A 14,688-nucleotide genomic window follows, 5' to 3' on the forward strand; every position below is an offset into this window, starting at 1 on the left:
GGAGGGAATTCCTTTGCGAGGGATTAGACAGCAATTTGAAGAAAATACAGAAATTGGAGCTGTTGTCAGCAGTTTAGAAGAAGGTTTGAAAGAACAGTTAGTAACGGGAATTTCCGGTTCAGCTCGATCTGTATTAATGGCACTCTTAAATGAGGATAAAAAATACCCCTTATTAGTAGTGACTCATAATTTATATCAAGCCCAAAAAGTGTATGAAGACCTTTTGCATCTTTTACCGGAAAAAGACGTTTTCTTATACCCTGTTAACGATTTAGTTGCTACAGAAGTGGGGATTGCAAGTCCAGAATTAAAGGCTCAGCGAATTGAAGTACTCAATTATTGGAGTCAACATACAGGTGGAGTAGTTGTAACACCGCTTGCAGGAATTCGAAAGCTGCTGCCTCCTAAAGCAAGATGGGAGCAAACGCAGCTGCCGTTTCAAATGGGAATTGACATCGACGTTGATCATTATTTAAAAAGGTTAGTTGAGTTGGGTTATGAGAGGGCATCGATGGTTTCAGCTCCGGGTGAGTTTAGTGTGCGCGGAGGAATCATTGACATTTATCCGTTAACAGAAGAGCTACCTGTCCGAATTGAACTATTTGATACGGAGATTGATTCCATTCGTACTTTTACAATCGAGGATCAACGCTCTCAAGAGCAGTTAAAAGAAATTTCAATCGGCCCTGCTACGGAAATCATTGTGAACCAAAATGAAGTGGCCCAAGGAATTGAAGAACTAGAAGCACAGCTGGCTTCGACGCTGCAACAAGTGAAAAACGCAGCGCTAAAAGCTACCTTAACAGAAAATATTAAAGGTGAAATTGAACAGCTGCGTCAAGGTCAACTTCTTGAAAATATGTTCAAGTATTTATCATTCTTCTACGAATCGCCTGCTAGTTTACTAGATTATTTACCAGAAGGCGGTCTTGTCATCTTTGATGAGACAACTCGAATTCAAGAAACGTCTGATCAGCTTGAAACAGAGGAAGCTGAATGGATAACGGAATTATTAGGACAAGGGCAAATTGTTCGAGACGTTCAATTATCTCATAAGCTCCCATCTCTTATTCAGCGAGCAAAACATCAGTTTTTATACTTATCGTTATTTTTGAAGCACGTATCGTATACGAGTCCGCAAAATATTATTAATATTTCATGTAAGCAGATGCAGCAGTTTTACGGCCAAATGAATTTATTAAAAAGTGAAATTGAACGTTGGAAAAATGCTAATTATACGGTAGTCCTCTTAGGAGCAGATAAAGAGCGCGTGAAAAAACTCGAAGGTGTGCTAGCAGATTATGATATTGATTCATCTATTTTAGATGGAAATGGTCAGCTTGTGCCAGGTCTTGTTCAAATTATTGAAGGCGATTTACAAATGGGCTTTGAACTGCCGATGCAAAAATTAGCTGTTTTAACCGAGGAAGAATTGTTTAAAAAACGGGTAAAGAAATCAAAGCGCCGTCAAAAGCTTTCCAATGCAGAGCGTATTAAAAGCTATTCAGAGTTAAACGTAGGTGACTATGTCGTTCACGTGAACCACGGTATTGGCCGTTACTTAGGAATGGAAACGTTAGAGATTAACGGTAATCATAAAGATTATATCCATATCAAATATGAAGGCTCTGACAAGCTGTACGTTCCTGTTGAACAGATTGATCAAGTACAAAAATACGTAGGATCTGAAGGGAAAGAGCCAAAAGTATATAAACTTGGCGGAAATGACTGGAAGAAAGTGAAACGAAAAGTTGAGTCTTCTGTTCAAGACATCGCTGATGACTTAATTAAACTGTATGCAGAGCGTGAAGCAAGTAAAGGTTATGCATTTTCCCCGGATGGCGATTTACAGAGAGAATTTGAAACAGCTTTCCCTTATCAAGAAACCGAAGATCAGCTTCGTTCTGTACAAGAAATTAAAAAGGATATGGAACATGAAAGACCAATGGATCGTCTGCTTTGTGGAGACGTTGGATATGGAAAAACGGAAGTAGCCATTCGTGCTGCGTTTAAAGCTGTGACAGATGGAAAACAAGTGGCTATTTTAGTGCCAACCACTATTTTAGCTCAGCAGCATTATGAAACCATCCGTGAGCGTTTTCAAGATTATCCAATCAACATTGGGCTATTGAGCCGATTTCGCAGCCGTAAACAGCAGCAAGAAACAATTAAAGGGCTAAAAAACGGGACCGTAGATGTAGTGATTGGTACACATCGTTTACTATCTAAAGACGTGATTTATAAAGATTTAGGATTGTTAGTTATCGATGAAGAACAGCGTTTTGGTGTAACGCATAAGGAAAAAATCAAGCAAATGAAAGCAAACGTTGATGTCCTTACACTTACAGCAACACCTATTCCACGAACATTACATATGTCTATGTTGGGCGTAAGGGATTTGTCTGTTATTGAAACGCCGCCTGAAAATCGTTTTCCAGTTCAAACATATGTAGTGGAGTATAATCCGGTTTTAGTTCGTGAAGCGATTGAGCGTGAGTTAGCGCGTGATGGCCAAGTTTACTTTTTATATAATCGCGTAGAAGATATTGAACGAAAAGCAGAAGAAATTTCGATGCTCGTGCCTGATGCTAGGGTAACGTATGCCCACGGAAAAATGAATGAAACAGAACTCGAAGCGGTTATCTTAAGCTTTTTAGAAGGCGAATATGACGTGATTGTGAGTACAACCATTATCGAAACAGGAGTAGATATTCCCAATGTAAATACGCTCATTGTCAATAATGCTGATAAGATGGGATTATCACAACTGTATCAATTAAGAGGGCGTGTAGGTCGTTCAAATCGCGTGGCATATGCGTACTTTACGTATCACAAAGACAAAGTACTGACAGAAGTAGCTGAAAAGCGTCTGCAAGCTATTAAAGAATTCACCGAATTAGGTTCTGGTTTTAAAATTGCTATGCGCGATCTTTCAATACGTGGCGCCGGAAACTTACTGGGTGCTCAGCAGCATGGATTTATCGATTCTGTCGGTTTCGATCTCTACTCACAAATGCTTAAAGAAGCGATAGAAGAAAGACGCGGGTCTGACGGAGAAAGTGTGAAATTTAATGTGGAAATGAATCTGGACTTAGACGCGTATATCCCTGATCAGTACATTACAGACGGCCGCTTGAAAATTGAGATGTATAAGCGCTTTAGAGGAATTGAAGCACTAGAGGATATTCAAGAATTGCAGGATGAAATGATTGATCGTTTTGGAGAGTATCCGGCTGAGGTTGAGTATTTGTTTAAAGTAGCTGAAACAAAAGTATATGCAACGCAGAACTTAGTAGAATCTATTCTTCAGTCAAAACAAGAAATTTCTATTCTGTTGTCTGAAGAAGCAAGCTCAACGGTAGACGGCCAAAAATTATTCATGCTAGGTGATCAATTTGGCAGAATGGTCAGCTTAGGTATGGAAGGCAAGAAAGTAAAATTAGTGGTTAATGTAAAAGGACTTGCTCAAAAAGAATGGCTCAATATTGTGTATCAGTTAGTAAAAGGAGTAGCCACTGTTAAAAAAGAACAAGTTACGAATTAAAAAGAAGGCTCATTTTTGAGCCTTCTTTTTGTATAGCTGAAATGAAAATATCCAAATCCCCATGTTTTGGCGGTTTTTTGGACATTTTTTTAATAAAAGCACACTTTTTAACAAAAAAAGAGATGGTTGGTGAATAGAAGTTGTAGAGTGAAGAATACTAACCTCAACAAAGGTGAACCTTTTATCATATAGCCATCAGTGATATTCACCAACTATTTTAATCATCATATGAAAGAGAGGCTTCAATGAATGAAAGCAACAGGTATTGTTCGTCGTATTGATGATTTGGGTCGCGTTGTGATTCCAAAAGAAATTAGAAGAACACTTCGCATCCGAGAGGGAGACCCGCTAGAGATTTTCGTCGATCGCGATGGAGAAGTTATTTTAAAGAAATATTCTCCAATTAGTGAATTGGGAGACTTTGCAAAAGAGTATGGCGAAGCGCTATACGATAGCTTAGGTCATCCTGTACTTATTTGTGACCGCGATGTATTTATTGCGGTAGCAGGAAGTTCTAAAAAAGAATACTTAAATAAAAACATTAGTTCTTTAGTGGAATCTGTTATGGAAAGCCGCAGTTCTTCTTTAGTAACTGATGGGAAAAACCTTGAATTTGTCGATGGATACGAAGAAAATATTTCTTCTTACACAATCGGTCCGATTATTGCAAATGGAGATCCGATTGGAGCTGTTGTCATTTTCTCAAAAGATAAGTCTCTTGGTGAAGTAGAGCATAAAGCAGCCGAAACAGCAGCTAGCTTCTTATCTCGTCAAATGGAGCAGTAAGCGTAATTATCTTTATTTTACATCATTTAATGAAAAGGTAGCAGTTTCTGCTGCCTTTTTTCATGCTGTCTTACCTTAGAAATAAAGAGAACATGATATAATGGTACGGTATTTTATTTATTGGAAAGTGCAGGATGTTTTATAAGAACAAAGCTCTATTCTATTGCGGTTAGCGGCTAATAAAAAGAGTTGTTCATATCATTACAAGCTGCAGGTGAAAGGTGTAGGAATGCAGAAACAGTCAAAGCTCTATTCTATTTTTAACGGCGCCGTTATTTTAACGCTCGCAGGTTTATTTACGAAAATCTTAAGTGCCACTTATCGTATTCCATATCACCATATCGCGGGAGATATAGGGTTTTATATCTATCAGCAAGTTTATCCGCTATATGGAATTGCGCTACAGCTAGGTACATATGGTTTCCCTGTAATTATTTCAAAGTTAGTAGCTGAGTATGCGGTAACAAATCGGAGAAAGGAAATCCGAGGAATACTTCAAGTTTCATTTGCTTTTTTGTTTGTAGTAGGCTGCACGATATTTGCGTTCGAATATAGCTTCGCAGAAACGATTGCCGAGTGGATGGGAGATCGTAAGTTAACGATTCTCATTCAAATTATTTCATTTTCCTTTTTACTTATTCCGTTTATTGCTGTTATTCGTGGTTATTATCAAGGATTACATAATATGTTTCCTACAGCGTTGTCTCAAATCGCAGAACAAGTTGTACGGGTAGGGACTATTTTGTATCTGTCTATTTTCTTGATCCAACATGGGTATGATTTATATACTGCAGGGGCGGGAGCTATTTTTGGTTCCATAACAGGCGGTATAACATCTCTTATTATTTTATTTTTATTTGTTTTTAGAACAAAGACAAATTCTAAGGGAGTATTTCAACGCATAAAAAAAGCAGACATCAAAAAAATAGTAAAAATCCTTGTTATTCAAGGCTTATTAATTTGTATTAGCGGTATGGGTCTGCTGTTTATCCAGCTTATTGACTCCTTTACTTTATATTCTAGTCTGACGGCGCACGGCATGGCTGAAGAGGCAGCACAAATTTTAAAAGGTATTTATGACCGCGGGCTTCCGTTGATTCAATTAGGTACAGTAGTAGGTACAGCTTTTTCACTTTCGCTTGTACCTGTTATTTCTTCAGCCATTGCGAAAAAGAACCTGTCATTTGTGGTTGAAAAAGTTCAGCTGTCTCTCCGTCTATCGCTTGTAGTCGGAGTTGGAGCAGCTTTTGGCTTGATTGCGCTAATGAAACCCATTAATATGCTTTTATATAGTAACTCCGACGGAACGGACGTTTTACAAATTTTGAGCTTGTTAGTTATATTTACAACAGTAGCAGCAACTGCTGGAGCCGTGCTGCAGGGGATGGGAGCTGTTTTCGCGCCTGTAATAGCCGTCATCGCTGGCATGGCAGTCAAACTGATATTGAATCTTTGGCTAATACCAGATTTTCAAACCTTAGGAGCAGCCATTGCTTCATCAGCTGGATTCGCTATCGTTGCAGCAATCAATCTATTTTGTCTGTATAAAAAGCTAGCTGTGCCTCTTGTTCCGAAAAAGGCGAGTGGAGGTATTTTTATAACGGGCATAGCAATGGTCGTTCTTTTGCAAAGCTGTTTATTTTGTTTACATCACTTTGTATGGTCTAATGGTTTAGATACAAGCAAACAAGTGGTTGAAACAGGAGCTGGTGTTTTAATAGGCGGTTTATTTTATTTGTTTATCATTATGAAACAACATATTTTTACCGAAGAGGAATTACGTTTACTTCCAATGGGAAGTGTTTTAGCTAAATACGTATTAAAAAATAAATAAGAAGGTGAAGCAATGACAGGTAAAGTAACAGTTATTGGTTTAGGAGCAGGCGATTTAGAACAGCTACCTGTAGGCATTTATCGCTTGCTACAGCAGGAAAAGCATATTTATATGCGCACAAAAGAACATCCTGTAATCAAAGAATTAGAAAGTGAAGGCTTGACGTATGTATCCTATGATGACGTATACGAATCTTATGATGCATTTGAAGAGGTATATGAACATATATCAAATGATTTAATCGAAAAAGCTTCAATTGAAGAAGTGGTATATGCCGTTCCCGGGCACCCTTTAGTGGCAGAACGTACGGTTCAATTACTTTTACAAAAAGGAAAAGAGCGGGGCATTCCCGTTGAAATTAAAGGGGGACAAAGCTTCTTAGACCCAATTTTTGGCGCGCTAAAGATCGATCCTATTGAAGGGTTTCAGCTGCTAGACGGAACAGATTTAAAGCGAAGCGAAATAGAATTAACGGGTCATGTTCTAATTGCTCAAGTGTACGATCAGTTCGTTGCCTCAGAGGTAAAGCTAACGCTGATGGAACACGTTCCTGATGATTACCTTGTTTATATTGTAACGGCAGCGGGAAGCAGTGAAGAAAAAATCCAGCCGGTCAAGCTTTATGAATTGGATAGAGAAATGTCGCTCAATAACTTAACGACTATTTATGTTCCTCCAGTAGCAGACGAAACAATTTTATACCATCAATTTGACGCATTCAGAAGGATTATTGCCACGCTCAGAGGGCCAAAAGGATGTCCTTGGGATCAAAAACAAACGCATGAATCGCTCAAGCGCTATTTGCTAGAAGAGTCTTATGAGTTATTAGATGCAATTGACCGTCAAGATGACGATAATATGATTGAAGAGCTCGGTGATGTATTGCTGCAGGTATTGCTTCATGCACAAATCGGTGAAGATGAAGGAATGTTTTCAATTGATGATGTTATTCGCAGTGTTTCAGAGAAAATGGTAAGACGCCATCCGCATGTATTTGGTGAAGTAAGCGTAAATGATGCAGACGAGGTCTTGAAAAATTGGGATGAAATCAAAAAAGAAGAAAAAGGAGAGGAACCTTCTTCTCTGTTAGCTTCTGTACCGGCAGCTATGCCTTCTTTAATGAAAGCGCACGGATACCAAAAACAAGCTGCAAAAGTTGGGTTCGATTGGTCAGAAGTTGAACCTATGTGGGAAAAAGTACAGGAAGAACTTGCTGAATTCCAAGAGGAAGTACAGCATGCTGATAAAGAAAAAATGAGCGATGAATTTGGAGATATTTTATTTGCTTTAGTGAATATTGCAAGATTCTATAAAATCGACTCTGAAGCTGCATTAGCTAAAACGAATACAAAATTTTTAAATCGATTTCAATATATTGAAGAAAAAGTGAGAGCTTCTGAAAAACCATTTGAATCTTTTTCGTTAGAAGAGTTAGATGAATTTTGGGAAGAAGCCAAAAAAACAGGTTTGTAAAACAGAAAGGTGAGGGAATTATGAGGTTAGATAAATTTTTAAAAGTATCACGTTTAATTAAGCGCCGTACATTAGCAAAAGAAGTATCAGACAAGGGCCGTATTACCATTAATGGTATCGTTGCAAAAGCAAGCACAAATGTGAAAGTAGGAGATGAATTAGCAATCACATTTGGCACGAAGAAAATTACCGTTAAAATAGAGGCTCTTCAAGAAGCAGCTAAAAAAGAAGAAGCAGCTAATTTGTACTCAATTGTCAAAGAAGAGCGTATTTCATCTGAAGTATAACTGATGAAGGCTTGTTCTAAATCACCTTTCTCATTCATATGTTTTAAACAACAGATAACAAGAGCGAATGCTCTTAATGAATGAGGTGGGGATGAAGATATGAGCCAATTTTACGAAGCAAGCAATTCAAACAAAGACCATACTCCAAATCATGATTTAGTGATGAAGGGTCGGCGTCTCTTAGATATTACGGGTGTGAAGCAGGTAGAGAGCTTTGACAATGAGGAATTTTTACTTGAAACAGTGATGGGTTTCTTGTCAGTTAGAGGGCAAAATCTGCAAATGAAAAATTTAGACGTTGATCAAGGAATTGTATCGATAAAAGGAAAAATCTTTGATATAGTTTACTTAGATGAGAACCAATCGGAGAAGGCTAAAGGATTCTTTAGTAAGTTGTTTCGATGAGTTTAAACATTCAGCTCTATACAATGCTTGCGATGGTATCGATGGGAAGCGGTTTAGGTGCTTCTCTCGATACTTATCGTTACTTTGTTAATCGCTCTAAATCACGCCCATGGTTTGTATTTGTGAATGACGTATTGTTTTGGATGGTGCAAGCTCTTCTCATTTTTTATGTGTTGTTTTTAGTGAATGAAGGAGAACTGCGTTTGTATGCGTTTCTTGCTTTGTTTTGCGGCTTTGCCGCGTATCAAAGCTTATTTCAATCACTGTATTTAAAAGTATTAACATTTACTGTCTCGAGCGTATTAAGTTTATATCGAGGTGTTTTAACGCTTAGTAATATTTTTTTGGTCAAGCCTATCCGCTTCTTTATTCATATTCTACTTGTAGTCGCTTTAGGGATCTACCGAGCTGTTCATAAGCTGCTCGTATTCTGTCTAAAGCTTATTTACGTACCGACCAGGTGGGTTCTTTTCGTATTTTGGAGAATGATGCCTAAACCTGTAAAACGATTTTTACATATGGGTTTTCGGTATATAGAAGGAATTTACAATCGTGCAAAGAATATGATAATGAGAGTCGTTGCATGGGTGAACACTTTAAAAAACAAGGGGGACGACTAATTCAATGAGTGCGGTACGAAAAAAAAAGGTCGCGAAGTTAAACACTGATTATAGCCATAAACAAGAGCAAATTAAACAAAATACAGATCGAAAGCGTATCGGTTTAATTAGGCGTTTGACTGTTTTCGGAGTGTTGGCCTTAATCATTGGTGGATTGATGGTATCAGCTTTAATTACGCAAACCTCAGCTATCGAGAACAAAAAAGCTGAGAAGGTGAAATTAGAACAGCAGCTGACAAAATTACAAAGCAAGCAAAAACAGTTAAAAGGTGAAATCGTCAAGTTAAATGACGATGATTATATTAAAAAGATTGCCCGCAGAGATTATTTTTTATCAGAAGACGGGGAAATTATCTTTAATGTAAAAAAAGACTAAACGTATGGTTCGTTGACAGTGTATTTTTGCTTTTTGTATAATATAATAAATTGATTTCTTTTATCATTTAAGGAGGAGCATTTTTTTTATGTCAATCGAAGTAGGCAGCAAGTTACAGGGAAAGGTAACAGGTATTACGAACTTTGGAGCTTTTGTTGAGTTACCAGGAGGTTCAACAGGCTTGGTTCATATCAGTGAAGTAGCTGATAATTACGTAAAGGACATTAACGACCATTTAAAAGTGGGCGACGAAGTTGAAGTCAAAGTAATTAACGTTGAGAAAGATGGTAAAATTGGTCTTTCAATTAAGAAAGCGGTAGACAAACCAGAACGTCCAGAAAGACCAGAGCGTCCTGCAAGAGCGCCACGCTCAGACCGTCCACGTGATTCACGCCCACAACGTAATAACAATCGTGGTGGTGGTAATGATTTCCGTACAAAAGAAACATTCGAACAAAAAATGAATCGTTTCTTAAAAGACAGTGAAGAACGTTTATCTTCCCTAAAACGCCATACCGAATCAAAACGTGGTGGACGCGGTGCAAAACGCGGTTAACTTGCTGCTTATATCAAATAGATAGCGAGTTTTTGGAAAGTACCTTTTATCTAAAAGGTGCTTTTTTTATATGTAAAAAAGAGTAGAAAAAAAGCATGTACTGTTGTACATGCTTTTTGATGACCCGTACGGGATTCGAACCCGTGTTACCGCCGTGAAAGGGCGGTGTCTTAACCGCTTGACCAACGGGCCTTTATTCGAGTAGCGGCGGAGGGGATCGAACCCCCGACCTCACGGGTATGAACCGTACGCTCTAGCCAGCTGAGCTACACCGCCATTATACGTTCTCTAAAAGACATTTATAATAATATAAAAAAGCAGGGTTATTGTCAATAGCTTTTTTGTTATTTTTATAGACTTTTATTTGCTTTTAAAAAAGAATGATGAGCATAGGCTTTAACAGTATCTCTGATATTTTTTAAATTGCCATGTAAGATTGTACATCTTTTTGTATAGTTTTCAATATAATACTAGAAAATAGTCGAACGATTATAGGTATTTTGCTAGTCCGTTTGACAAAATTTCACCTTTCGCCGCGATATAATAACGAATAAGTATAATTAGCGGGTGGTGGGAGAATGCAAAAGACGGAAAGAGATTTTGCAAGTCCAACAACAGAGGCGGTATTTAACCGAACTAGATTAGAAATGTCCCGTGTATTTACAAAGGCGGGTATGAAAACGGAAAAGGTGTTATTTCAATGGGGATTGTTGCTGCTAGTCGTAGGTTTTTTATTAGGACGAGCGTTAATTTTAATGAAAATCATGCCATTTGCTTTGCCATTCTTTGCAGCTGTAATGGCTATAAAGAAAGAAAAAGCACCGTTAGCAAGTTTAGCCGTATTGGCAGGGGCATTTAGTGTTTCCATTCAAAATGGAGGTACCGTATTTGCTACACTATTTGTTTTCTTACTAATTCATCGATTTAGCGGCATACTGACAATGGATCCGTTAAAGAAGCTGCCGTTCACTGTATTTAGCGCGATGTTACTTACAAAACTAACTATTTTTTATGTGTTTACCAAGGAATTCACCATGTATGATTTTACATTTGTGGCAGTAGAAGCAGGGTTGAGCTTTATCTTAACAATGATTTTCTTACAAAGCGTGCCTTTAATTTCATACCGAAAGCGAAAACAATCATTAAAAACAGAAGAAGTGATTTCTCTAATTATTTTGTTGGCATCTGTTATGACGGGGACAATAGGGTGGATGATTTACGGGCTTTCGGCTGAACATATATTATCTCGTTACTTAGTATTAGTTTTTGCGTTTGTATCTGGCCCTACGATAGGAGCTACGGTAGGGGTCGTAACCGGTTTAATTTTAAGTTTCGCGAATGTTTCTAGTTTGTACGAAATGAGTTTACTCGCTTTTTCTGGCTTGCTTGGAGGACTTTTAAAAGACGGTAAAAAGCTAGGGGCAGCTCTTGGGCTGGTTGTTGGTTCATTGCTAATTGGCCTATATGCTCAGGCAGATCAAGGATTGACGACTAATTTGTATGAATCACTGACGGCCGTTGTCCTATTTTTATTAACCCCATCTTTTGTTTTGAAAAACTTAAGTAAACTAGTACCAGGGACATCTGAAAATATGCTTGAACAACAGCAGTACGTGCGCAAGATCCGAGATGTAACAGCGAATCGCGTAGAACAGTTCTCAAATGTTTTTCAAGCACTTTCCAAAAGCTTTACGCAAAATGGATTTTATGATGAAAAGCCAAGCGCGGATAAAGAAGTCGATTATTTCTTAAGTAGCGTTACCGAAAGGACGTGCCAATTTTGTTTTAAAAAAGAACAATGTTGGGCACAGCAGTTTGATACAACCTATGAATATATGAAGGAAATTATGCTTGAAGTTGATAATGGCACTCTTGAACAAAATCCAAGACTAATTCGAGAAATGGACAAACATTGTGTGAAATCGAAAAAAGTCATCGATGTGATTGAGCATGAACTTACGTATTTTAAAGCCAATCAGCACTTAAAAGCCCAAATTCAAGAAAGTAGAAGGATTGTAGCAGAACAGCTTCACGGTGTCTCTGAAGTCATGGGGAATTTTGCAAAAGAAATTAAGCGAGAGCGGGAAAATTTAAATGTACAAGAAGAACAGATTTTAGAAGCTCTTCGTAACTTTGGGATGGAAATCAATCAAATTGAAATTTATAGCCTGGAACCTGGAAATGTAGATATTGAAATGTGGGTACCATATTGTCACGGAAGAGGAGAATGCGAGAAGATTATTGCGCCAATGCTTACAGATATTTTAGGTGAAAGTATTGTAGTAAAGAACGAAGAATGTGCTAAATATCCTCAAGGCTATTGCCACGTTTCGTTTGGCTGTACAAAAGCGTACGTTGTTGATACAGGCGTAGCACATGCTGCTAAAGGCGGAGGGTTTGTATCCGGTGACAGCTACTCCATGATTGAGCTAAACGCCGGTAAGTATGCACTAGCTATTAGCGATGGTATGGGGAATGGAGAGCGTGCCCACTATGAAAGCAGCGAAACGCTTCAGCTGTTAAAACAAATTTTACAAACAGGAATAGAAGAGACAATTGCAATTAAATCGATTAACTCTATTTTATCGCTGCGTACAAACGATGAGATCTTTTCTACGTTAGATTTAGCGATGATCGACTTACAAGATGCCAATGTAAACTTCTTAAAAATCGGTTCTACGCCAAGCTTCATCAAACGCGGAGATAAGGTTATTAAAATACAGGCAAGCAATTTGCCAATGGGCATTATTGAAGAATTTGAAGTGGATGTTGTGAATGAACAAATGAAGGCGGAAGACTTATTAATTATGATGAGTGACGGCGTATTTGAAGGACCGAAACACGTTGAGAACTACGAAATGTGGATGAAGCGAAAAATTGGCGAGCTTCAAACAAACGATCCACAAGAAATTGCAGACTTAATTATGGAAGAAGTTATTCGAACAAAATCAGGTTTAATTGAAGATGATATGACGGTAGTTGTGGCAAAACTTCAGCACAATACCCCGAAATGGTCATCGATTCCTTCTTACGCTTATCGTAAAAAAGCACAATAGTTAGATAGAAGTATATTTTATCTCCTCCTCGTCTATCATGTTAATACTGATAATGAGGAGGGGATTTTTTTATGAAAAAAGGTACATTGAAACAGATGTTGGTAATTACGGACGGTGGTTCGAATACAGGTGAAGATCCGGTAGCAATGGCAGCATTAGCTAAAGAACAAGGGATTAGTGTAAACGTTATTGGTGTGATGGAAGAGGACACAATTGATGAGCAAAGCACGAATGAAATAGAAGGCATTGCCATGTCAGGCGGTGGCGTGAGTCAAATTGTTTACGTAAAACAGCTGTCTCAAACTGTTCAAATGGTTACAAGGCAGGCAATGACGCAAACACTTCAAGGCGTTGTAAATAAAGAACTTCAGCAAATTCTAGGTTCCTCTAATTCAAGATTAGAAGAGTTATCTCCTGAGAAGCGAGGAGAAATCATGGAAGTTGTTGATGAACTTGGGGAAACGGTTGACTTAGAGATTCTTATTTTAGTTGACATGAGCGGAAGTATGAAAAATAAGCTTCCTACTGTAAAGGAATCGCTGTTAGATTTATCGTTAAGCTTGAATGCTCGCATGGGGCATAATCAATTTTCAATCTTTTTATTTCCTGGGAAAAAGAAAGATGTAGAGAAGCTAATGGACTGGAATCCAAGATTAGAGTCGCTTTCAACGATTTTTCCGAAACTAACAGCAGGAGGTATTACGCCTACTGGACCGGCTATCAAAGAGGCTACTCATTATTTCACCAAAAAGCGCTCATTGAGAGGGTTGTTAAAAAATAATGAACAATACATTGAAGAATCAGGTATGTAACCTATCTCCGGGAACAGAAATTCAAGGAAAATGGCATCACGTCCATTATAAAATTCTTGAGAAATTAGGCGTGGGGGCAACTGGAGTTGTCTATTTAGTTCAATTAGTAAACGGAACGCTAGCGGCGTTAAAAATAAGCTTTTCCAACATGTCCGTTACAGCAGAAGTGAATGTATTAAAAAAGCTGTCTCAAGTCAAAGACAAAGTGCTAGGACCGCGCTTACTTGATGTAGATGATTGGAGCTATGGTTCTCACGCTCTTTCTTTCTATGTAATGGAGTATGTGAAAGGGCAGCCTCTCCTTTCCTTTATCTCAACAAGAGGGCCAGAATGGCTGCAAGTATTTGCAAGTCAGCTCTTAACAGACTTAGAAAACCTTCATGAAGAAGGGTGGGTATTTGGCGATTTAAAACCAGAAAACCTGGTCGTAACATCTAACCCCGTAAAAGTTCGATGGATTGACGTCGGAGGAACAACTCTGCAAGGGCGGTCAATAAAAGAATTTACCGACTTTTATGATCGAGCGCACTGGGGGCTTGGCTCCCGAAAAGCAGAACCAGCCTATGATTTGTTTGCTGTATCTATGGTTTTGATTCACGCAGCTTATGGCAAGCGAATTAATAAAACAGACAAACCGGCTGAACAATTAAAACAATTTATATTAACAACAAAGCAGTTAGAACCTTTCGGGGACGTTTTGTATCAAGCGGTTACGGGAAAGTATAAGTCAGCTAAAGAAATGAAAACAGAGGTGTTATCGGTCGAAAAAAGAAGAGGGGCAAAAAGTAAAGGAACAAAGCCTCAAAACGTTCGTCAACCGTCTGCTCCTCGTGTTAAAGTAAAGAAGAAGCGTTCTCACGTGTTAGAGACGCTACTACTTTGTACGTCTGTAATGTTGATTTATATTTTGTATCTATTTATTCAAGTGCTATAAAGTTT

Annotated in this window: 12 protein-coding genes and 2 tRNA genes; 12 read left to right on the plus strand and 2 right to left on the minus strand. The window is 38.3% G+C overall.

The annotated features are described in order from the left end of the window. Positions 1-13: 13 nt before the first annotated feature. The 9 genes from mfd to LIS78_RS00410 all read left to right on the plus strand — a co-directional run bounded on the left by mfd (position 14) and on the right by LIS78_RS00410 (position 9,881). Positions 14-3,544 (plus strand): transcription-repair coupling factor, encoded by a 3,531-nt coding sequence (gene mfd / locus LIS78_RS00370; RefSeq protein ID WP_252284526.1) that lies wholly within the window; start codon positions 14-16, stop codon positions 3,542-3,544. Between the two features lie 249 nt (positions 3,545-3,793). Further along, on the plus strand, positions 3,794-4,330 hold the full coding sequence (spoVT, locus tag LIS78_RS00375; protein ID WP_013054872.1) for a stage V sporulation protein T: 537 nt from the start codon (positions 3,794-3,796) through the stop codon (positions 4,328-4,330). Between the two features lie 229 nt (positions 4,331-4,559). Further along, a complete protein-coding gene (locus tag LIS78_RS00380; RefSeq protein WP_252284527.1) occupies positions 4,560-6,164 on the plus strand; it encodes a putative polysaccharide biosynthesis protein in 1,605 nt (534 codons plus the stop codon). A gap of 12 nt (positions 6,165-6,176) precedes the next feature. Continuing rightward, complete coding sequence (yabN, locus tag LIS78_RS00385; RefSeq protein WP_252284528.1) at positions 6,177-7,637, plus strand: bifunctional methyltransferase/pyrophosphohydrolase YabN; 1,461 nt, start codon at positions 6,177-6,179, stop codon at positions 7,635-7,637. A gap of 20 nt (positions 7,638-7,657) precedes the next feature. Further along, complete coding sequence (locus LIS78_RS00390) at positions 7,658-7,924, plus strand: RNA-binding S4 domain-containing protein (protein ID WP_013054875.1); 267 nt, start codon at positions 7,658-7,660, stop codon at positions 7,922-7,924. Positions 7,925-8,023: 99 nt separating this feature from the next. Next, positions 8,024-8,329, plus strand: a complete 306-nt coding sequence (gene yabP, locus LIS78_RS00395; protein ID WP_195781471.1) for a sporulation protein YabP — start codon at positions 8,024-8,026, stop codon at positions 8,327-8,329. Then, positions 8,326-8,949, plus strand: a complete 624-nt coding sequence (gene yabQ, locus LIS78_RS00400; protein ID WP_116075457.1) for a spore cortex biosynthesis protein YabQ — start codon at positions 8,326-8,328, stop codon at positions 8,947-8,949. Before yabP ends, yabQ begins: the two co-directional genes overlap by 4 nt. A gap of 4 nt (positions 8,950-8,953) precedes the next feature. Beyond that, complete coding sequence (locus tag LIS78_RS00405; protein ID WP_013054878.1) at positions 8,954-9,325, plus strand: FtsB family cell division protein; 372 nt, start codon at positions 8,954-8,956, stop codon at positions 9,323-9,325. 88 nt (positions 9,326-9,413) lie between these two features. After that, positions 9,414-9,881: a S1 domain-containing RNA-binding protein gene (locus LIS78_RS00410; protein WP_013054879.1), complete on the plus strand. Its 468-nt coding sequence runs from the start codon at positions 9,414-9,416 to the stop codon at positions 9,879-9,881. 120 nt (positions 9,882-10,001) lie between these two features. On the opposite strand, the gene LIS78_RS00415 is transcribed toward LIS78_RS00410, so the two are convergent. Further along, positions 10,002-10,073 (minus strand) — tRNA-Glu (locus LIS78_RS00415). Positions 10,074-10,083: 10 nt separating this feature from the next. Further along, positions 10,084-10,157, minus strand: a tRNA-Met gene (locus tag LIS78_RS00420). Between the two features lie 302 nt (positions 10,158-10,459). Between LIS78_RS00420 and spoIIE the strand changes: the two genes are divergently transcribed. From spoIIE to prkT, 3 genes are all read left to right on the plus strand, one after another. Beyond that, entirely contained in the window at positions 10,460-12,937 is a 2,478-nt protein-coding gene (gene spoIIE, locus LIS78_RS00425) for a stage II sporulation protein E (protein ID WP_013054880.1), read from the plus strand. Between the two features lie 71 nt (positions 12,938-13,008). Then, the gene (locus LIS78_RS00430; protein ID WP_013054881.1) at positions 13,009-13,749 is read left to right on the plus strand and encodes a VWA domain-containing protein; all 741 of its coding nucleotides are present in this window, start codon (positions 13,009-13,011) and stop codon (positions 13,747-13,749) included. Next, complete coding sequence (gene prkT / locus LIS78_RS00435) at positions 13,718-14,683, plus strand: serine/threonine protein kinase PrkT (RefSeq protein WP_195781470.1); 966 nt, start codon at positions 13,718-13,720, stop codon at positions 14,681-14,683. The genes LIS78_RS00430 and prkT overlap by 32 nt, the downstream gene beginning before the upstream one ends. The last annotated feature ends 5 nt before the right edge of the window (positions 14,684-14,688 follow it).

The sequence above is a fragment of the Priestia megaterium genome (genome assembly GCF_023824195.1).
GTDB classification, from domain to species: Bacteria; Bacillota; Bacilli; order Bacillales; family Bacillaceae_H; genus Priestia; species Priestia megaterium_D.